General features: G+C 46.3%; 16 protein-coding genes. 8 read left to right on the top strand and 8 right to left on the bottom strand.

Annotated features, from left to right (window positions below; all coding sequences use genetic code 11):
• Nucleotides 1–274: 274 nt before the first annotated feature.
• The 4 genes from GZ78_RS18820 to GZ78_RS27690 all read right to left on the bottom strand — a co-directional run bounded on the left by GZ78_RS18820 (nucleotide 275) and on the right by GZ78_RS27690 (nucleotide 4745).
• The gene (locus tag GZ78_RS18820; RefSeq protein WP_034839424.1) at nucleotides 275–967 is read right to left on the bottom strand and encodes an MBL fold metallo-hydrolase; all 693 of its coding nucleotides are present in this window, start codon (nucleotides 965–967) and stop codon (nucleotides 275–277) included.
• Between the two features lie 341 nt (nucleotides 968–1308).
• Entirely contained in the window at nucleotides 1309–3021 is a 1713-nt protein-coding gene (locus GZ78_RS18815; RefSeq protein ID WP_034839421.1) for an AMP-binding protein, read from the bottom strand.
• 234 nt (nucleotides 3022–3255) lie between these two features.
• A complete protein-coding gene (locus GZ78_RS18810) occupies nucleotides 3256–3975 on the bottom strand; it encodes a hypothetical protein (protein WP_152558821.1) in 720 nt (239 codons plus the stop codon).
• Between the two features lie 110 nt (nucleotides 3976–4085).
• The gene (locus tag GZ78_RS27690; protein WP_051786334.1) at nucleotides 4086–4745 is read right to left on the bottom strand and encodes a TetR/AcrR family transcriptional regulator; all 660 of its coding nucleotides are present in this window, start codon (nucleotides 4743–4745) and stop codon (nucleotides 4086–4088) included.
• Nucleotides 4746–4932: 187 nt separating this feature from the next.
• Between GZ78_RS27690 and GZ78_RS18800 the strand changes: the two genes are divergently transcribed.
• Both GZ78_RS18800 and GZ78_RS18795 read left to right on the top strand, forming a co-directional pair.
• On the top strand, nucleotides 4933–5553 hold the full coding sequence (locus GZ78_RS18800; RefSeq protein ID WP_161787429.1) for a TetR/AcrR family transcriptional regulator: 621 nt from the start codon (nucleotides 4933–4935) through the stop codon (nucleotides 5551–5553).
• An 18-nt stretch (nucleotides 5554–5571) separates the two neighbouring features.
• Nucleotides 5572–5922, top strand: coding sequence for a hypothetical protein (locus GZ78_RS18795; protein WP_051786333.1), 351 nt, complete (start codon nucleotides 5572–5574; stop codon nucleotides 5920–5922).
• Nucleotides 5923–5928: 6 nt separating this feature from the next.
• Here GZ78_RS18795 and GZ78_RS18790 read toward each other — a convergent pair whose 3' ends face one another.
• Entirely contained in the window at nucleotides 5929–7425 is a 1497-nt protein-coding gene (locus GZ78_RS18790; RefSeq protein ID WP_034839412.1) for a hypothetical protein, read from the bottom strand.
• Between the two features lie 144 nt (nucleotides 7426–7569).
• Between GZ78_RS18790 and GZ78_RS18785 the strand changes: the two genes are divergently transcribed.
• Complete coding sequence (locus GZ78_RS18785; protein ID WP_034839410.1) at nucleotides 7570–9768, top strand: molybdopterin-dependent oxidoreductase; 2199 nt, start codon at nucleotides 7570–7572, stop codon at nucleotides 9766–9768.
• Nucleotides 9769–9870: 102 nt separating this feature from the next.
• The gene (locus GZ78_RS18780; RefSeq protein WP_034839407.1) at nucleotides 9871–11331 is read left to right on the top strand and encodes an SMP-30/gluconolactonase/LRE family protein; all 1461 of its coding nucleotides are present in this window, start codon (nucleotides 9871–9873) and stop codon (nucleotides 11329–11331) included.
• A gap of 55 nt (nucleotides 11332–11386) precedes the next feature.
• Here the strand turns inward: GZ78_RS18780 and GZ78_RS18775 are convergent, their stop codons facing one another.
• Together GZ78_RS18775 and GZ78_RS18770 are read right to left on the bottom strand one after the other, a co-directional pair.
• Entirely contained in the window at nucleotides 11387–11689 is a 303-nt protein-coding gene (locus GZ78_RS18775) for a GIY-YIG nuclease family protein (RefSeq protein WP_034839405.1), read from the bottom strand.
• Nucleotides 11690–11799: 110 nt separating this feature from the next.
• Nucleotides 11800–12246, bottom strand: coding sequence for a host attachment protein (locus GZ78_RS18770; protein ID WP_034839402.1), 447 nt, complete (start codon nucleotides 12244–12246; stop codon nucleotides 11800–11802).
• A gap of 461 nt (nucleotides 12247–12707) precedes the next feature.
• On the opposite strand from GZ78_RS18770, the gene GZ78_RS18765 reads away from it, so the two are divergent.
• The 4 genes from GZ78_RS18765 (at nucleotide 12708) to GZ78_RS18750 (ending at nucleotide 18622) form a co-directional block, all read left to right on the top strand.
• Nucleotides 12708–13445, top strand: a complete 738-nt coding sequence (locus GZ78_RS18765; protein WP_034839400.1) for a substrate-binding periplasmic protein — start codon at nucleotides 12708–12710, stop codon at nucleotides 13443–13445.
• 435 nt (nucleotides 13446–13880) lie between these two features.
• On the top strand, nucleotides 13881–15236 hold the full coding sequence (gene pgtP, locus GZ78_RS18760) for a phosphoglycerate transporter protein PgtP (RefSeq protein WP_034839397.1): 1356 nt from the start codon (nucleotides 13881–13883) through the stop codon (nucleotides 15234–15236).
• Nucleotides 15237–15440: 204 nt separating this feature from the next.
• Nucleotides 15441–17090, top strand: a complete 1650-nt coding sequence (locus GZ78_RS18755; RefSeq protein WP_034839395.1) for an acetolactate synthase large subunit — start codon at nucleotides 15441–15443, stop codon at nucleotides 17088–17090.
• Nucleotides 17091–17185: 95 nt separating this feature from the next.
• Nucleotides 17186–18622 (top strand): aldehyde dehydrogenase family protein, encoded by a 1437-nt coding sequence (locus GZ78_RS18750; protein WP_051786332.1) that lies wholly within the window; start codon nucleotides 17186–17188, stop codon nucleotides 18620–18622.
• Between the two features lie 147 nt (nucleotides 18623–18769).
• Here the strand turns inward: GZ78_RS18750 and GZ78_RS18745 are convergent, their stop codons facing one another.
• Nucleotides 18770–19975, bottom strand: coding sequence for a hypothetical protein (locus tag GZ78_RS18745; protein ID WP_034839394.1), 1206 nt, complete (start codon nucleotides 19973–19975; stop codon nucleotides 18770–18772).
• Nucleotides 19976–19993: the final 18 nt, after the last annotated feature.

Below are 19993 nucleotides of genomic sequence, written 5' to 3'. Positions count from 1 at the left end.
ACAAGAATTAAATCTTCAAGAAAAATAACAACTATTAGTGTAATAGTTTTTAGAACTTTTCACTCCGATAATGCATAGATAACAAATAAAAATTCAGCATCTTTGTCAATAACCAATCATACGACCAATCAATTTTAAGACACGCAGTTTATTGCAATACCCTTATAACTCGATTTTTTTTAGCCATTATAATTCTCAAATTATAGAAATTAATTATTTACTCGAAAATATCTACAACAAAGTAAAAGAAAATGGCATTAGTACTTATCAATCATTATTGACCACAGTTGAGATTAGCCGGAATTGCCTGATCCATAAACCTGGGCTTCGCCAACGTCAGAGAAGACATCAGATCTTCATATTCACTGCAATCCGCCACTTGAAGCCTGGGGTTATACCGCTTTTCTTCCCAAAGCGTGCTCATTGTCATTCCGTTGTAATCATGCCCGGGAAACACCTGAGTATGGTCAGGCAAGATCAACAACTTTTTAAACAAACTATTATATTGCTGTCTGGATGAGCCATTCTGAAAATCCGTTCTGCCCGTCCCTCTTATGAGTAATGTATCACCCGTAAAGAGCCAGTAAGGCTGAGTCTGATCCAGTAGAAAACAGTAGGAATCATCCGTGTGTCCAGGTGTATAGATTGCCTTTAATGAAATCTGGCCAACCGTAATAATATCACCGTCCTGAAACGTATGGGTGACTCCGGATGACCTTGCAGGCAAGCCCTGATAGATAGAACAACCTGTCTCTCTACTCAAATGGCCGGTACCGGTAATATGATCTGCATGCAAATGAGTATCTACTACCACATTAAGAGTCAGGTTGAGCTCATTTAACAACTGAATATATTGATCAACCTTTGTTATGACCGGATCAATTAATAGGGCTTCTTTGCTCTCTTCATCACCCAGAAGATAACTGTATGTATATGTTTCTACTTCTAATAGCTGCCTGAAAATCATTCCCTTAACTCACCCATAGAATCTTTATTGAAAGGATAGAGGCAGAATTCATGAACGACCATTCAATAATAGATTTTCATTGACACAAAGAATTTAATAAATATTTCGACTTACGATATATCTACTCTGCACATCATAAATTGAGATTACTTAGAGGTAATTTATAGCGTTATCAGCAGGTCTTCTTGCCATTGCTGTATCAATATCAGACCTGAAAAAGGGAGTACAGAATGGGTAGGTTAAGGAAACAAACTCATAGATCCATTCAAGCAATGTGCCTGAATGAATCTATGAATTTACTTGCAGACACTCAAAAGTTCACCTGCGTTAACCAAGAACGGTCAAACAGATTCAAGCTTTTTAAGCTCTTCCGCTCGTAGATCTTTTCTTAGCACTTTTCCAACAGGTGTCATTGGAAGCTCTTCTCTGAACTCAACTTGGCTGGGCACCTTATAGGCTGTCATATTTTTACGACAGTAATCCTTTAATTCCTGTTCAGTAATGCTTTCATCCTGAGGTATAACAAAGAGCTTTACAGCTTCTCCTGTTTTCTCATCTGGCACACCAATAGCTGCACAGTTCAGAACTTTATCGTGCTGGGTAACTACACCTTCAATCTCATTGGGATAGACATTAAAGCCCGACACCAAGACCATATCTTTCAGTCGATCAACGATACGTACATAACCATCTTCCTGGATAATGGCAATATCCCCTGTACGGAACCAGCCTTCATCATCCAACACTTCTGCAGTGGCTTCGGGACGCTGCCAGTAACCCGCCATCACCTGTGGACCTTTTGCACAAAGCTCTCCAGCTTCACCGAAGGGTAGTTCGTTACCTTCATCATCAATAACTTTCAGAGCCGTTCCCGGTACTGCAATACCCACGGAGCCGTCCTGAACATAATCTCCGGCGGGATTAGCCGTTAAAACCGGCGATGTTTCAGACAGGCCGTACCCTTCACCGATTCGGCATCCTGTCAGTTCAAACCAGCGATCTGCAGTTGCCTGTTGAAGTGCAGTACCACCAGAGTTGGTGACCCTCAAATCAGAAAAATCAATATTCTTGAACTCAGGGTGATTCATTAAGCCTACAAACAGAGTGTTGAGACCAATAAAGGTATTGATACGCCAGGGCTTAATCGTTTTGATAAAGGTATCAATATCCCTGGGGTTTGCGATAAATATACTGTGCCCACCCAGCGAGAAATATGACAACAGGTGAACAGTAAAAGCATAAATATGATACAGAGGTAACGGAGCGACGACGATATCACCCTCAGAATTGGAAACCGGACTACCATCAGCGTTTATCTGCCGTCTCAACTCAGCCGTCTGCAGAACATTGCTCACCAGATTCTCATGAGTCAACATCGCTCCTTTGGCAACACCCGTGGTCCCCCCGGTATACTGCAGAGCAGCCAGATCTTCCCGCTTGGCGGGCTTGGGTGGTTTATAGGTTTCTTTGCTCCCCTGCGCCATAGCCTGCCTGAAAGATATGGCTTTCGGTAGGCTATAAGCTGGCACCATTTTCTTGACGTGCTTGATCGCGAAATTCAACAAGGAACGTTTTGGCCAGGGCAGTAAGTCAGCCAGATCGGTCACTATCAAGTGCTCAACACCTGTTTCAGGCAGCACTTCCTCGATCAGATGCCCTACGATATTGACACAAACCAGGGCTTTCACACCTGAATCATTAAACTGATGTTTGATCTCTCTGGCGGTGTACAGAGGGTTGGTATTAACTATGACCAAACCCGCCTTGATCGCGCCAAATGCTACCACTGGGTATTGAAGAATATTAGGCATTTGCAGTGCGATTCGGTCACCAGGCTGTAATCCTGTATGGTGCTGCAGATAGGCTGCAAACTGATCGCTTAACCGATCCACTTCTTTAAAACTGAGTGTTAATCCCAGGCCAGTGAAAGCAGGTTTGTCTCCATGTCTCTCAACGGCGTCTGCAATCACATCTCCAAGATTACAGAATGCTCTAAGATCAATATGATCCGATATACCAGGTGCGCGCTTACCATCCCAAAATGCTACTTCCATGGAGGGGTCCTCGTCTTATTGTTGTTGATGTCGTCCGGGGTGCCACCGGTTACATTCAAATTTATTAACTGGAACTCAAGTGCATCATACCCACTTACCTGGCGCTCTTGAATCAGTTTTGTAATATATTGTTAATTTCTGGAAGGTTTTCGGAGTCTGTAAAAGACTCCATTTTATGCGGAGAAATCAGTGCTACAGCAGGTCTCACCGGACCTGCTGCTATAGAAAGGAAGGTCAGCTATCCAAAGAACGTTGAAGAATAACAGCCATGGAAAGCGCATGTCGTTTAACCAGATCAGGTGCCCTGAAATCCATTTTTAAAATAACCGGCTTGATGTAGCGCCACTTGGCAGCAAATGAGTGATCCGATATGGGAGTAACCCTGATCGACTCACTTAATTCAGCGACCATGTCTTCTACATTAAGATCCTGAGTGATGTCGTAAGTGGTGGCAACCTCGTTACCCATAAAGACATAGATTGAGGTAATCTGCAGTAACAGCTCCAGCTGTCTGGCTCTGATTTCAGCTTCGGTTTCAACACTCATTCGATCATTGATGAGAGTCGTCAATGTCTCAACCGAACCTTCGAGTCTTTCCCCAAAATCCCAGCTGGGAGCCCCTTGTTTCTGCCAGTTCAAAGCAAAATTCTGGGCACTTTCCTGAACCTTGTCTTTAGCATTGAGAAGGACTTCCTCAGGATCATCCACATTGAACAATCTCTGCTGCATCGATAGTTCAACAGGATAAACGTCAATATTGGGACCCGTTTCAGAATAGACGTCTATGGAAGCCCAAGTTTCAATCTTGATTTTATAGCTATCGATCATTAGCCCCAATAGAGCTACATCAGTATGGCTAATTGACCAGCTATAAGAAGAAAAAGTGAACGTAAGCAGCGCAAGAAAGCGGTGAAAGCGTGCTCTTCTTTGAACCTTGCTATTCCGGAGAGTCATAAGCAACTTCCTTATTCAAACTTGTGTTTTTTATTGTTGTAGCCGCAATATATTCCCCGCAGGAATCAGTTGCAAGCCTGCTTAAAACAGACAGCTTAATGTAAGCGCTGTCAGGTAGGTGTCTGATGATCATTCTGCAGCAAATACAGCCTTGCAAGGCTGATCAACTCATCTCTGAAAAAATCCTGATCGAGAATATCAGGATTATCAGTTACCGCTGACAGCATAATGCCTTCTATTGCCCGGGTAATGATAAACGCCTTGAAATCACAATCACCCTGAGACCACTCAGGATGACTCTCTTTGATCATGATACTGATCCAGCCACTGGCTGCCTGCATCCAGGATTGATTACCATCAATAAATGGCCTGCTGCCAACATAAAAATCAGCTTGATGCGCTTGATAAAAATAACGATGCAAAGCCAGAAAACGCCGTTGTGCCGTCAATAAAATATCGATAATAACGGTAATCGCTTCATCAGGTTTAACCTGATGATTCAATTCATCAAACAAAGGCATTAAACCTTCTATTTCATCCGCTACCATCACTTCAAAAGTATGAGCGACAACGCTTTCCTTGTTATCGAACCACCGATAGAGAGAAGCGATATTTACACCCGCAACCTCAGCTATATAATTGGTATTAAGAGCCTCGGGGCCTTCTTCCCTCAGGATTTTACGACAAGCCTGAATAATAGCCTCTACAATCCTCTTTGACCGCAGCTGTGTAGGCAGCTTTCTGGAATACGGCTTCCTGCTGTCCTGCATGACCTGAACCTGAGCGCTGTTTAATACGTCGTGAGTAGTTTAAAATAGGAAGCAGTCGATGTTCAGGTGCTTTTCTGCCTGTTTTGACTGACAATTTCCGCCCCTTCTGATATAAAAGGCTACCCTTAACTCCCCATATTTGAAGCGGTTGATCTACTCAAAGGCTGTTCGACTCTAGGTGACCCCATTGCGCAAGGACACTATTGCCACCCGAAGTCTGTTGATCAATACAGCTGAAAAGCTGTTTGCTGAAAAAGGCGTTGAAAGCACCACTCTGTTCGATGTGTTCAAAGCTTCCGGTCTGAAAAACCGCAGCGCTCTGCAATATCACTTCAAAGACAAACATGGGCTGATTAACGCGGTTCTAAACAAACATTCAGAATCCGTTGCTAAATTACGTTCAGAAATGTTGAACGAACTTGAGCATCGAGACTCGCACACCCTATACGACGTTATACGTGCAATTGTCATTCCCATGGCCACCCAACTTGAAAACCCGGACGGTGGAGAAGAGTTTATACAACTCCATAGCCAACTGATGGTTTCGAAACAGTATCGGGAACTCAGAGCTCAACGCCCTGAATACATGGAAGAGAAAATAAGAATCATGACCATGATTCGTCCATTTCTGGCGACTGAAAAGCCCGTAGAAAAAATGATTGCCTGCAGCCCACTCTTTGACAGCCTACTGATTCATGGACTGGCCCGATACAAGGATTGCAGTGATCAGGTCAGCCGCGAAGTCTATCTTCATACTATTATCCAGGCCATCGTGGACCTCTTGATGCAGCCTCACAAGGTTGCTTAGAAGCCGTTGTGATTTCGAATGTCATTATTTTGGAATGGGCGCCAATTATTTGGCCTCAGTGTCATGGGCTATCGTCTGGGAATCACCAGCGGCATGATCATGATTCCCTTTATCTTCGGTATCGGTATGCTGTTCTATAACAGCCGGAATTTTCTGGGCTGGTTGCTCTCTTGTGGTTCTCTGACGGCCATGCTGTTTGGCGTCATTAGCTCCACTCAATTTGTGCTCAGAAACATGACGGCCTTTGAGCTCGTCACTATTCTGGTGCTTTGTTTTGGCGGGCTTGGATTATTTCTCCGTTCATTAAAAAATACCAACGAAGCCCTGGATAAAAAGCTGCAGGCCCAGGGACAGAACCAGACTCAGTAATCTTATTCAGGGGCCCGGTTCTCTGGGCCTTTCGGAAGGCCGTATATAATCCTTCAGCTTCTGCATCTTACCCCGGCTATTTCTCATGGTTGCGATTGACATCCATTGGGCAACTGCCCCCGGATGGCTTTGCAGCCAGTGCAGAATCACTACCCAGGTCAAAACACTGTAGTGACCTGGCAAGGGAATCTGCTGCTGATCGGCAAACTGATTAATAAATTCTGGTAAAACACCAGGAAACATAGCCATAGCAACATTACTGATCTCAGAAACCGGATGTGTAAAAACCTGGGTGTTTGATACCGAAGCCTGACTGACTGCATTGACAATAGCCCGCTTCAGTCTTTCATCTGGCTGCTCTCCTACATAAAAATGCCGGAGAAAGCTACCTACGACTGTTTTGCCATTATCTTTCAACCAGAGTAAGAGTTTTCTCCATACATCAATGGAGTACCCCTGACTCAACCCCACAATCTCATCTAATCCATGCATCTGAACAAACAGAGCCAGACCTTCAGGTTGCACAGAAAACTCAGCCATCAATTGCTGGGCAAGAAACTCGATATTCTCAGGCTGCTGGAGCAAATCAAACAACTGACTTTCAAGACTAACCAAAAGCTCGGCTTTTTCTCCCTCATCCTCACGAGGAGGTGGGCGGTTGGGGTCTTCCCCACTCTTGCTGGCTTCTTTCTTGTTTTTTTTCGGTCGCTCTTTCTTTTCAGGCTCAGAGCTTTCCCCCCCCTCCGCCGCCAATAAACTCACTTTGTCACCGCGACGTTGACCTTTTTTAGATTTCAGGGGCGCTTCAATGACTGTCTGATAGCCACCTGCACTGTTAAGCTGCCAGTAATCCCTGTTGATGTTCAATCTGACCTTATCAACTTCATCCCAGACATTATCAGTCAATACAGAGGTCTCCACTCCCAAAGGCAATGTGTGAGACCCCACTTTCAAACCGCTGCATGCTCTAAGTAAATCCTGAGGGTTCATTAGCGATAATTTCTTCTGGCCGGAAAGGGCTTCTTCGTCCTGATTCACACTGATCTTATAAAAAACAAGTTCACCCATAATCGTCTGCTCAACCCCATTCATCTCAAGAAAATGTAAGGGTGACTGACTCGTCGAACAGAGATACACAAACAAATCTTCCGATGTCGTCTGACTCAATGCCCAGCTATACGATATTTCATCAACGGGCATGCCTGTAGAAACTATCGGGTCATAAGACCGCTCTTGACCCAGGTAGGAATACAGTAAAAACAACTCAAGCAGCCTGAAGCTGTTAGATCGGAGAGTGAGCGACTGGTCACTTGCCAGACTGATACAAGAACTCATCAAAAACACTAAAAGCCAATGTCGATTCAACAAGGGACTCTCTCTACTATATAGAGAGACATCCCTGCTCTCTGATTCGATGAAAAGTTTTCCCCCATCAAGATAGTCGCTGGATAAAAAATCTTCCTTCTCACCTGAATTATTTGTCACTTTGATAACAACTCTCATGGTTAAGCCTTCAGGTCTTCGCTTCACTCATACTGAAAAGACTTAAAAAAATTTGATTAACTGTATCTATACCTATATATTCCAAACTTAATACCCAGTGATTAAATAATAACAACAACAATAGTCGTATATGCAGAGGCTGTCATGAGCAAGACGCACTTCCGAACCTGTCACCTGTGCGAAACCATGTGTGGAATTGCCGTTGAGTATGAGGGAGACAAGATCCTTTCCATCAAAGGTGACCCTAACGATGTTCTCAGCAAAGGGAATATCTGTCCGAAAGCGACGGGTCTTCAAGATGTTCATACCGATCAGGATCGCTTGAAAGCCCCCATTCGTAAAGTGAATGGTGAGTGGCAGGAAGTCAGCTGGGAAGAAGCGTTTGAGTTTGCTGCAGAAAAAATTGTCAGCTCCCAGAAAAAACATGGTTACAACTCTGTAGCCTCCTACATGGGTCGCAGCATTGCACATAATCTGGGCTCACTGATTGGTATTGCACCTCTCAGGGAAATGTTGAAAACAGAAAATATTTTCACAGGCTCCACTGTCGACCAAATTCCTCATAACTACGCCTGGCAGTTCATGCTCGGGCATCCCTATTTTGCTACCGTACCGGATATCGATAGAACCCATTACTTTTTGATGCTAGGTACAAACCCCAAGATTTCTAACGGTGCCATGATGTCTACCGGCGCCAACCCACAGAAAAAGTTCAAAGAGATCAGCGCCCGGGGCGGTAAAACCGTTCTCATTGATCCTCGAAGAAATGAATCGGCCGACTATGTCGACGAGCATCACTTTATCAAGCCCAATACCGACGCCCTCTTTCTGATTGGCATTATTAATACAATATTTGAAAAAGGCCTGGCCACACCTGGCCGCCTGGAAGCTCATATCAAAGGCTGGGATAAAGTAGTGTCGGCACTTAAGCCGTTTGATATGGCGACTATTGAGAAAATCACTGGCATTGCGGCAGAAGAAATTCAACGCATAGCCGTTGAGCTGGCCACCGCTGAATCAGCCATTTGCTATGGCAGAACCGGACTGTCCATGGTGGAGTTCGGTGGACTTTGTAACTGGCTAATGCAAGTCGTCAATATCATCACAGGCAATATGGATGAACCAGGAGGATTGATGTTCCCCCTGAACGCAATTGATACGGTGGGCTTACAAGCTAAACAGGGACAGTTCACTTTTAATGCTTTTCGCAGCCGGGTCAGTCAGCGTCCTGAATTTGCAGGCGAATTACCCCTCTGCGTAATGGCAGAAGAAATAATGACCCCGGGAGAAGGGCAGATCAGAGGACTCATTGCGCTCTCTGGCAACCCGGTCCTGTCAATGGCGAATGGAAAACTGCTGGAAGAGGCTTTTGACCAGCTTGATTTCATGATTTCTGTTGATTTTTATCTGACAGAAACCACTAAACACGCGGATATCATCCTGCCGCCGGTTGGGCCATTTGAGAAAAGTCATTATGACCTGTTCTACCATACATACGACACCATAAACTGGTCTAAATACTCGCCTCGACTTTTCAAGCCTGAAGGCAAGGGTTATACCGATTTCGAAATCATCCGCGAATTGCTGAAAAGAGTGGCTGCCAAAAGGGCTTCAGGATTTAAGGAAAAACTTCAGGTCAAAGCCGTCAGCAAGCTTGTGGATATTGCTTTGACCCCGGATAGAATTGTGGCCCTGGGCCTAAGATTTGGTCCGTATGGCCCTGGTCTTAATCCGTTTAAAGATGGCCTGACGCTGAAAAAGCTGAAGGATAACCCTGGCGGAGTGTATTTGGGGCCATTACAACGCAGCCTTCCTGAAAGAATTTTCACTAAAGATAAAAAGATTGATCTGGCTCCGGACTTTTATCTGGATGATTTACCCAGGCTCTACGATCGCTTCTATGGCGGAATCCAGGAACAGATGGACCAGGATACCGAGTTTGATATGACCATCATCAGCCGACTGACTCATCGTACTCTGGGCTGGATGCACAACAGTGAACGTCTGGTAAAAGGAAAACACGCCTGTACTTTATTGATACATCCGAAAGACGCTGAAAAGCGCAGTATTAACCAGAACAGTACGGTGACCGTCACTTCTGCTGTAGGCAGCATAGAAGTGCCTGTTGAGATTACTGACACCATCATGCCCGGTGTTGTCAGTCTGCCTCACTCCTGGGGACATAACCGTAAAGGTACACGTAAGAGAGTGGCTGAGGCTCACCCGGGTGCAAGTCTGAACGACATCACTAACGAAAAAGTTGTGGATGAACTGACAAGTAATGCCGTGGTGCATGGTGTCCCTGTAAAAGTTGAACTCAAAAGGGTGGCAGTAGCCTCCTGAGAAAATCTTTCAGCCCGGGGAAGCAGACAGACTAAAACCGTTAAGGACAGAGGTCTGCCAGCTTCCCGGGGATTGCATTAATAACAAGAAAAAGCAGTTAATATGGATATTCAGAAAAAATTACTGGCCAGTGCCGTGTTGTCAGCTTCTGTAATCCTTGCCGGATGCAGTACCAATGATGTCCCTTCAACCATGGGAAGTGCGGTTAAAGCCACTCCACTGGCAGAAGATCAGCAGCCTGATAATCCCTGGCTGGCAGAGTCCGAAAGAAGCAGTATGCACGGTGGCTCTTACAACCGAAACCAGAGCACTTATCCGGGACCACTGGGCAATAATACTGAAGCTACACACCGGGTTTTCAGTAGTATTCTGGGTGTGGCACCCAATATCTCTTTCGATTCCAAAGGCCGGTTGATTACCGTCAGCATCAAATTTACCGGTGTTGAGCTCCATCTTCTGGACCCTGATACTCTGGAAACTATTGCCCGCTACGACATGCCAAGAAAGAGAAGCCGGGACAACAGTGGAGGTGGTTACTTCCACCTTGATAATCAGGATCGTCCGATTCTTGCGCCGGCAGACGACACCATCAAGATTCTGGAACTGGATGAATCAGGCACACAAGCTCAATGGGTGGTCGCAGAAGAATACAGCCTGGAAGGGGTAATGCCTGAAGGCAGTAACATTCACGACATTATGCCTGACTGGCAGGGTAACCTCTGGTTCGTGACCAGCAATGGCTATATGGGATACCGGGATAAAAAGACCGGCGAGTTCTATACCTACAAGATGGAAGAGGAAGGTGAAGTTATCCAGAACTCTTTCGCTGTAGATGAAGAAGGTGTGTATATCGTTTCAACTCATGCCCTCTATCAATTCCAGATTGATGAGAAAACCCGCAAGCCCGTATACACCTGGCGTCAGCCGTATAATCGTGGTGAAGAGCAAAAGCCCGGTACGCTCTCCCATGGTTCAGGTACCTCGCCCACACTGATTGGAGAAGACCTTGTGACCATTGCGGATGATGGTTACCCATCAACCAATGTAGTGGTCTATCAGCGAAATAAAACGATTCAGGGCGATAGACAGGTTTGTGAGATTCCCATTTTCAAACCGGGTAAAAGCGCGACCGAGAATTCTCTGCTCGTTCATGGAAATGCCATCGTCGTGCAAAACGACTACGGACATGTTTATTCAGGCAATGCTCTGGAAACTTCGCCTGGCGTTACAAGAATTGATGTTCGTGAAGATCGCAGTGGCTGTGACGTAACCTGGGAATCTGACCTGCTGTCTCAATCTCTGCCAAGGCTTTCTACCGCAACCGGTCTGCTCTACTTTTATACCTTCAAAAAGCAGAATGAAGAAGACCGTCTGGGTGGCTGGTACCTCACCGCTCTGGACTTTAACACCGGTGAAGAGAAGTTTGACCGCCTGATTGGCACGGGAACCGGTGGTATGCTGGACACACTCTCCAGCGTAACAGCACCAGTGGTCTTGGGACCCAATGGCGCAGCTTACGTAGGTATCCGAACAGGAGTGGTAGCTGCAGTCGACAAAGAGTAACCATTGATCAAGAAAAATCTTTTATCCCCGCGATGATGAAAGGTTTTTCTTGCACTCAAAGTTTAGTCCCTACTGGCAAGGCTTCTGTATAGTTCGAAGCCTTGTTCTTTTTTTCCTTGAGCAGTGCTTCTTTCTGAACACGAGTCATTTTTTTAATAGCCACTTCCCGCTTTCCTGCCGTTGAACGGTCATGACCTTCTTCCACATACATCAGAGCAACAGGCCGTTTACCATAAAAAAACCGGGCTCCACCTTTTTTCTCACCAGAATGCTCTTTCCACCGACGCTCAACATTCGTGGTAATGCCGGTGTACAGACTATTGTTACTTGCCAGAATGATATAAACGAACCAGTTCATAAAGCCTGCATCAAAGGATAAACCATAGCAGTCTACTGGAATGAACTGATGAGAAACAGAGCGATTTCAGCAATGGCCAGCCTTGGGCCATTGCCTAAGGAGGGTGCGATTCAGTCTGCAGGAAACTCGCAAGTATAGAGGTACTTGAGAATCCCGTCTTCATCTTCCCTGACCAAATCTTTATTAACCTTTTTCTCGATCGTAATCCCTTTCTTCAAGTTAGGCTGTATCTCACCCAACAGTTTGGGTGGAGAGCAGATTTGCAGTGATTTGAAGCGATTCAGGTCATAGGCATGATTGATTGACCCAGCCAGTTCTCTGGCAAAATTGGAGGATTCTGTTTCTTTGGGCGATACATCAGTACCTACTGCCCTATTAGCCATTTTTCCCAATGCTGAAGGCGTACTGCCTGCCCGGTCTGATACCAGCTCCTGATTTCGCCACTTCCCTTCCGGATGATCATGCTGATCCAGCAGTGTGAGCTGAACCGGTTTAATCGAAAGCTCATAAACACGCGCCTGACTGTTATCAGCGACCAGTACCCAGGATTTCTTCATTACGAACTACCTTACCTTGAGGATTCAAAGAATGTCTTAACGAATAGCACTTACAGGTAACAGGAGTGTCGTATATAAAACCGGACAAAAGAACAACCATGAGTCATAATTTCGACTCCATTAGACTTGCTTTTAACAGTAATAGTGTAAACAAGATCTTTCCGTTCGGCCTCTGTAAAACCATATTTCATTGAGTGAGCTTATTTTGATCTCCAGCAAATTCTCCCTGACAGCCTGAGGAACCTGGCCATTCAGACCCTGACTGATTTCACCCCATGAGGTTTTGGATCAGCATGCTTGCAAGCTTTGCGACCCGGTCTCTAATCAGCTTTGAATTTCTTATTAACCATTCCTTTCCTGACAGACTCTCCCTTATAATCCTGCTCGCAATAATAATTCGAACAAATGGTCAGGTTTTACTACCAAGCTGAAACCTGAAAATAGAAAAGGACCTGATAGTCATGAGTCGTAAAAACATTCTTTCCCTTCTGTTGGGCATGATGCTTTCCCAATCAATCGTTGCCGCCGACTTCCATCTGGTAACAGAAAACTTCCCTCCTTTGAACATGACCAGTAATGGCACGTCCTATGCCCGTAATGATCGGGTATCCGGATTCGCAACTGACATAATGAGAAGCCTGTTTAAAGAGAACGGCTACAACGTTCGTTTCACTCTCATGAGTGACTGGGACAAAGCCTACGATACCGCTATCAATGAAATGTCCACCGGTGTTTACTCCACTTTCCGAACACCTGAGCGAGAGAGTCAGTTCAAATGGGTTGGGCCACTTTATGAAGAAGACTGGGTCCTGCTGGCATCGGCTGATAATGAGATCAAAATCGAAACGCTGAAGGAGTTGCACAACTACAAAGTAGGTTCATTTGTATTTGACGGAATTACTGACTATCTCGTTGAGCAAGGCATCACTATTGAACCGGCACAGAACGATGCGGTTAATGTTGTCCGCCTCAAGCTGGGGCAAATTCAGTTCTGGGCATCCAGCTCTCTCACCGCGCCTTATGTAGCAGCAAACTTCAAGGTTCCTGTGACCCCTGTCCATACTTTTAACAAAAGTAATCTTTGGCTGGCCATGAACAAAGACACCGATCAGAAAGTGATTGATCAGTTAAATAAGACGCTGGAGAAAATGCACCAGTCCGGTGAAATTCAGACCATGATTGATAGCTATAACATCTGAAACTATACAAAAATGAACGATAGCTCCACTTAACTCAGAAAACGCATATTGCTCGTCGGCTTATCGCAGTTCTTTTCTCCTCATGACAGTATTTTTTGAACATTCGACTTGCTAAATCGTAGATCTGAACTGGAATTGTTCTGGTTAAGTGTCCACAGGATTGTTTGAACACACCCCTTGTGGAACTTATAAGGCAGACTTTCTCTCTTGCAGTCATGCACTATGAGCATCACTGTGTCGTACTTTGGTATTAATGATACTCACAGTATTAAGAGAGAAGCTGTTCCAGATCATTCAGCCATGGAGCTTAATGCCGGCTCAAGGAATCTACGCCGTAACATTTGGCTGCCCTGACGACACTTTTTCAGTCGAAAGACTGAACGTGATTGCTTCCGGGTAAATGGCTATAGCGAAAACAGTTCGGGAGCACGTCATATGCTGGGGTTTCTCAGTCCTCCTGCCCACCAGGAGCAGATTGCGTCAAAAGAAGTCGATGAAACCTATAAGAAACTTCGTACTCAGGTTCTACTCGGTGTCATTGTTGGTTATGCCGCTTATTACCTGATTCGTAAGAATTTCTCTTTGGCCATGCCCAACTTGATTGAGCAGGGCTTTACCAAGTCAGAGCTGGGTCTTGCGCTTTCAGCCGTTTCTTTTGCTTATGGCTTTAGCAAGTTCCTGATGGGTAACTTGTCTGATCGTAGTGACGCCCGGAAGTTCATGAGCATCGGCCTGATTCTCTCGGCCCTGACCATGATATTTATGGGAATAGCCCCCTTTGCCACCGCTTCAGTGACCTCAATGTTTGCGCTGTTGTTTCTAAACGGCTGGTTCCAGGGCATGGGCTATCCGGCGGGCAGCCGGGTTATGACGCACTGGTTTTCCGTGCGGGAAAGGGGCGTTAAATGGGCGTACTGGAACACGTCCCATAACCTCGGTGCCGGTTTAGTCGGCCCCATGGCTATTTTCGCTGTCTACCTGTTTGGCGACTGGCAATCACAACTCTGGTTCCATGGTGTTGTCGCACTGGTTCTGGCAGGCATTACCTGGACGTTGTTAAGAGATACTCCCCAGTCCTGTGGTCTGCCCAGTATCGAAGCCTGGAGTGGAGATAAGCTCAAATCCTATGATGAACATCATCATGAGCAGGAGATGTCAGCCCGAGACATCTTCTTTAAATACGTTTTCAATAATAAACTGCTCTGGTACCTCTCACTGGCTAACGTCTTTGTCTATCTGGTTCGCTACGGCGTACTGGACTGGGCTCCCACTTACCTGAAAGAAGTCAAAGGTTTTTCAATGGCTCAAAGTGGCTGGGCCTACTTCCTTTATGAGTTCGCGGGCATTCCCGGCATTCTTCTATGTGGCTGGGCCAGCGATCGCTACTTCAAAGGCTGTAGGGCACCTGTCAGTATGTGGATGATGGCCTTTGTCTGCGTGGCGATTATCATTTACTGGCAAAACCCGGCCGGCTACCCAATGATTGACAACCTCTGTCTGATATTTGTTGGCTTCCTCATTTACGGCCCGGTGGTTCTGGTCGGCCTACAAGCAGCCGACTCAGCTCCCAAGAAAGCAACGGGAACCGCGACAGGTCTTACCGGGCTGTTTGGTTACCTCGGCGGCGCCTTGTTTGCCAATCTGGCCATGGGGGTTATTGTCGATTCAATGGGCTGGAGCGGTGGCTTTATGCTCATTCTGGCCGCGTGTTTTATGGCCATTCTGTTTCTGGCCATGACTCTGAAACAGGAGAAAGAAGACAAAGCCGAATTGTTTAATCAATATAAGTGATCGACGCTTTACCCGGTAAAAACCACTGCCGGGTATTCACGGTGCCACATGACTACCAATCGATAGCAATTGCTATTTGTTTTCTTGCCGATTTGTCGACAACATAGAGACTGTTACTTTTAATAAGTGCTGTTTGCCCCCAGGCTCAGCACTTACTGACAAACAACGGTTTACTTCTGATCACAGCAAGGATGCTCGCCTGCCATGAAAGCCTCAGACCTGTTTGTAAAATGCCTCGAAGAAGAAGGTATTGAATACATATTTGGAGTACCTGGTGAAGAAAATGCTGATTTCATCATGTCTCTGAACCAGTCCGGGAAAATCCGCTTTATTCTGACCCGACACGAGCAGGGTGCCGCTTTTATGGCTGAAGTCTATGGCCGACTGACGGGACACCCTGCTGGCTGTCTGGGAACACTAGGGCCTGGAGCTACAAATCTGTTAACCGGTGTTGGCGATGGCAATATGGACCGTGCTCCCATGCTGGTCTTGGCCGGACAGGGTTCTTCCCAGCGTCTCCATAAAGAATCCCATCAAATCATGGACGCTGTATCCATGTTTCGACCGGTCACCAAATGGTCTGAAACGATTCGCCATCCCGATAATATTCCAGAGATGATTCGAAAAGCAGTCAGACTCGCCCGATCCGAAAAACCAGGCGCTGTCTTTCTTGAGCTGTGTGAAGATATTGCCTGCATGGACTCTGACGCCAGCCCCTTGACCGTGAAACGCTACCCTCGCCCAATGCCCGAAGAAGAAAGTCTGAACCAGGCTTTTGAAATGATACGACAAGCCAAGCGGCCCGTTATCATTGCTGGCAACGGCGTGATTCGAATGGATGCTTCTGACAGCCTTCGTCGCTTCTCAAACCTCACCGGGATTGGAGTCATCAGTACTTTCATGGCCAAAGGTTGTATCGATATGGATGACGATAACTGCCTTTACACCATTGGTCTGGGAAGAAAAGACCTTGTAGCCTGCGCCGTTGACGCTTCAGATCTGATCATTACTTTGGGCTACGACCTCGTTGAGTATCATCCACACCTCTGGAATCCCGAAGGGAATCACGCCATTCTGCACCTGGACTCACTGCCTGCAGAAGTTGACCACTGCTACCATCCAGATCTGGAGCTGATTGGTGATATTGGTCATGCTCTCGACGCTCTGACCCGTAAACTGTCAACGGTTTCTTTCCAGTTTGACCTGAAACAGCAACACGCTGTGCGAAGAGATATGACGGCCGAGTTGGAAGCTTATCGGGATGACGACACGGTTGGAATCATTCGCCCACAAAAAGCACTTTGGGATGCCAGAGCTGTTTTACCCGCAGATGGGCTACTGCTTTCCGATGTCGGTGCTCACAAAATGTGGATTGCACGACATTTTCACTGCCATGAACCCAACACCTGTCTGATTCCCAATGGTTTCTGTTCCATGGGTTTTGCCTTGCCTGGAGCGATAGCCGCCAGCCTGCTCCGACCGGACAGAAAAGTACTGGCCATTTCAGGCGACGGTGGATTCATGATGAACGTCCAGGAGATGGAAACGGCCCGTCGCTATCATTGCAATTTGACTGTCATGGTCTGGGAAGACAAAGAGTACGGCCTGATTGCCTGGAAACAAACCGATCACTTTGGCAGCCATACTCCATTAAGTTTCGATAATCCGGACTGGCTGAAACTGGCAGAAAGCTTTGGCTGGCAGGGACACAAAGTGGAGAACAGCCGAGAACTGGAAACAGTGCTTTCGATCGCCATGAACGAAGATGGACCCAGCCTTGTAGTGATTCCTATCGATTATCGAGAGAATCAGATACTTAGTTCACGACTGGGTGATATCACCTGTCCGATTTAAACAACCATGAGCAGGAAATACGGCTCACCCCGAAACATGAAAATAGCTGAGGGGACTGACTGAGCTGCATATTCATAGTCAACAGGAGCTTCAACATGGATCGTTATCCTCTGCTTATACCTCATTGTGATGAACCGGCAGGCTGGCAGGATGTTCATAACCCTTATGACCTTTCAGTGATTGCTCAGGTGGCTACATGCAACAGTGGACATATTGAGCAGGCCCTGACTGCAGCTCACAATTTGTTTTCAAACAAAGATGGCTGGCTGCCAGTAGATCAGCGCATAGAAATATTCAGTAAAGTGATACACCTTGTATCCAAACAGAAAGAAGAGTTGGCACAGCTGGCAGCCTCAGAGGGGGGTAAGCCTCTTCAGGACTCCAGGGTAGAAATCAATCGTGCCATTGATGGACTTAAACTCTGTATTGATTGTATGCGTGCAGACAATGGGTCCATGCCTGTTGTTAACAGTACTTCAGCTACACGACAGCACCTTGCCTTTACCACACTGGAACCCATTGGCGTGGTGGTTGCCGTCAGTGCCTTTAATCACCCCTTCAATCTTATCGTACACCAGGTGGGGCCGGCTCTCGCCGCTGGCTGTCCCGTTATAGTCAAACCTTCAGCCGATACACCGCTTTCCTGCCTGAAACTGGCCAGCATTTTTCATCAGGCGGGTCTACCTGAAGCCTGGTTACAGGTCGCGATAACAGGCAGTATTCCTGTGGCAGAGCATCTGGTGACCGCTCAAAGAGTCAGCTTTTTTTCATTTATTGGCAGTGCCCGGATCGGTTGGATGCTCCGTTCAAAACTGGCACCAGGTACCCGGTGTGCACTGGAGCATGGAGGAGCAGCTCCAGTGATCATCGCTGAAGATGCTGACCTTGATCAGGCCATCACATTGCTCGCAAAAGGTGCTTTTTATCACGCCGGTCAAGTGTGTGTATCCACTCAAAGAATTTATGTGCACAAAAACCTTTGCAAAGCTTTTCTGAAAGGTTTGTCCCAAGCCGCCAATAAACTGGTCGTAGGTGACCCCACTGATGAAAAAACAGAAGTGGGGCCTCTCATTCGTCCCGGCGAAGCTTCCCGTGTCATGGATTGGGTAAACGAGGCCAGAGGACAGGGAGCAACCGTCGTATGTGGAGGGCAAAAAATTCGCCAGACCTGTCTTGCACCCACCTTACTATTAAATCCTCCCAAGACCAGTAAAGTCAGCCAGAATGAAATATTTGGGCCGGTTGCCTGTATTTATGAATTTAGCGATATGGATGAAGCCATTGATCGCGCTAACAGTCTGCCACTGGCCTTTCAGGCCGCGATCTTCTCCAAAAATCAGGATACTATTTTAAGGGCTTATAAACGCCTGAATGCCTCTGCCGTCATGGTTAATCAACATACTGCATTCAGAACCGATGGTATGCCTTTTGCCGGCTTGGGAGAATCAGGATTGGGGGTGGGGGGCATCCATCATACTTTCAGGGATATGCAAATTGAAAAGATGCTGGTGATGCACAGTAAAGAACTATAAGGAATAGTCCGTAAATAACTTCCTTATTTGCCCCCCCCGTTCGGGCTGAGCCTGCCGAAGCCCAGAGCCACCATCCTTCGACAGGCTCAGGGTGAACGGAGTTCATGTTTTAATCGGGAAGTTATTTCAAGACAAATCCTAAGAGAGTTAATCCGGCTGATTTGAAAAGTCATCACCATCAAAGAACACGTATGAAAATTCGACTTTATCGGTTGGAGGAAAATTCAGTTTCGCTTCAACATAACGAGCATAGCCTTTGGCTTTTTCATTGTTCTTGCGAATAGTGCCAAGCATTGGATCAATAATGAGCGCATCCGGATGGTCTAACATGTCACCGTCAAAGTCGTCATCAACCGGAACCAGAAGGAGGGTGATATGATTCCCTTCAAAGACGTTCTCATTTTTATCATTGAGGGACTTCTTGCCACTGAACTCCATATTCATCATGGCCAGACGGGCTGGAATCATTCTCTCGGCGAGCTTAGGCAATAGATAAGTAGCGGCAACATGGGAAAAGTCACCACACTTGGCCAATTTTTCTTTGCTGACTATGTAAGAAACCAGTTGTGAATAAAGATGGTTTCTCTGTTTATCCGTCAGAAGTGTTTTCTCTTCATGGAAGGCAACATGATCACAGAGATTCAAAACAGGGTTCAGTTTGTGTATATATCTTCTGTCATCTTCAGTTGTCACTCCGTAGGGCAGCATGTAAGGCCATCTTGTATCTCTTGAATGAGTCGGTTCTTTAATGCCCAGTGTTTTTATATGCCCAATGGTTTTCTTCCCCAGTTTCACCACATCTCTTTCAACCCATTCTCCGCTTTTAGCAGCAGGTAAATAGGCACGATGAGTGAGCGTCTCTTCCATTATGTCTTCATAGACATCCAGAAATTCGCCATTGGTCGACATATCCGCATCAATAGTGTTGAGAACGTATTTGAGAAATTCTGTAGGCTGTTCCCTTTCAGCAGAATACTCCTTTCTGATTTTGGGATAGTAAGCTTTAAGCACTTCAGGCAATGGACCGTCTTCGCTGGAGGCCGGACTGTAAAAGTCCATCAAGTCCTCCTCTTCCGATTCATCATGATCTAACAAGATGGGTGGAACTTCCATTAGAACGGAAGGAAGACGGGAGCACATACCTGTAAAAGAGTCTGAACGGCTCCGCTGTCTGATTGAGGCCTCCTCGACTGAAACCCGGCGGTGCTTAACCGGAGGGACATCATCTGATGTTAAGCGTTTTCTGGGTAATACCGGTTCGACTGTGGCCTCATGCTCTTTGTCCTCTGGGCGTTCAAAAGAAGGGACGTGTGCTCCGACACCGCTTCCCCTGGGTGGTACAGGTGATGACATATTGTCCTCTGCCCTTGT

The sequence above is a fragment of the Endozoicomonas numazuensis genome (assembly GCF_000722635.1).
In the GTDB taxonomy this organism is placed as follows: Bacteria; Pseudomonadota; Gammaproteobacteria; order Pseudomonadales; family Endozoicomonadaceae; genus Endozoicomonas_A; species Endozoicomonas_A numazuensis.
Note: the sequence above shows the minus strand (reverse complement) of the source record. Positions and strands in the feature narration are given on the sequence as shown.

Excerpts from the sequence above, each read along its gene's own strand:
- GZ78_RS18820 (WP_034839424.1), bottom strand. The coding sequence starts at position 967 with ATGATTTTCAGGCAGCTATTAGAAGTAGAAACATATACATACAGTTAT.
- GZ78_RS18815 (WP_034839421.1), bottom strand. The coding sequence starts at position 3,021 with ATGGAAGTAGCATTTTGGGATGGTAAGCGCGCACCTGGTATATCGGAT.
- GZ78_RS18810 (WP_152558821.1), bottom strand. The coding sequence starts at position 3,975 with ATGACTCTCCGGAATAGCAAGGTTCAAAGAAGAGCACGCTTTCACCGC.
- GZ78_RS27690 (WP_051786334.1), bottom strand. The coding sequence starts at position 4,745 with ATGCAGGACAGCAGGAAGCCGTATTCCAGAAAGCTGCCTACACAGCTG.
- GZ78_RS18795 (WP_051786333.1), top strand. The coding sequence starts at position 5,572 with ATGTCATTATTTTGGAATGGGCGCCAATTATTTGGCCTCAGTGTCATG.
- GZ78_RS18790 (WP_034839412.1), bottom strand. The coding sequence starts at position 7,425 with ATGAGAGTTGTTATCAAAGTGACAAATAATTCAGGTGAGAAGGAAGAT.
- GZ78_RS18785 (WP_034839410.1), top strand. The coding sequence starts at position 7,570 with ATGAGCAAGACGCACTTCCGAACCTGTCACCTGTGCGAAACCATGTGT.
- GZ78_RS18780 (WP_034839407.1), top strand. The coding sequence starts at position 9,871 with ATGGATATTCAGAAAAAATTACTGGCCAGTGCCGTGTTGTCAGCTTCT.
- GZ78_RS18775 (WP_034839405.1), bottom strand. The coding sequence starts at position 11,689 with ATGAACTGGTTCGTTTATATCATTCTGGCAAGTAACAATAGTCTGTAC.
- GZ78_RS18770 (WP_034839402.1), bottom strand. The coding sequence starts at position 12,246 with ATGAAGAAATCCTGGGTACTGGTCGCTGATAACAGTCAGGCGCGTGTT.
- GZ78_RS18765 (WP_034839400.1), top strand. The coding sequence starts at position 12,708 with ATGAGTCGTAAAAACATTCTTTCCCTTCTGTTGGGCATGATGCTTTCC.
- pgtP (WP_034839397.1), top strand. The coding sequence starts at position 13,881 with ATGCTGGGGTTTCTCAGTCCTCCTGCCCACCAGGAGCAGATTGCGTCA.
- GZ78_RS18755 (WP_034839395.1), top strand. The coding sequence starts at position 15,441 with ATGAAAGCCTCAGACCTGTTTGTAAAATGCCTCGAAGAAGAAGGTATT.
- GZ78_RS18750 (WP_051786332.1), top strand. The coding sequence starts at position 17,186 with ATGGATCGTTATCCTCTGCTTATACCTCATTGTGATGAACCGGCAGGC.
- GZ78_RS18745 (WP_034839394.1), bottom strand. The coding sequence starts at position 19,975 with ATGTCATCACCTGTACCACCCAGGGGAAGCGGTGTCGGAGCACACGTC.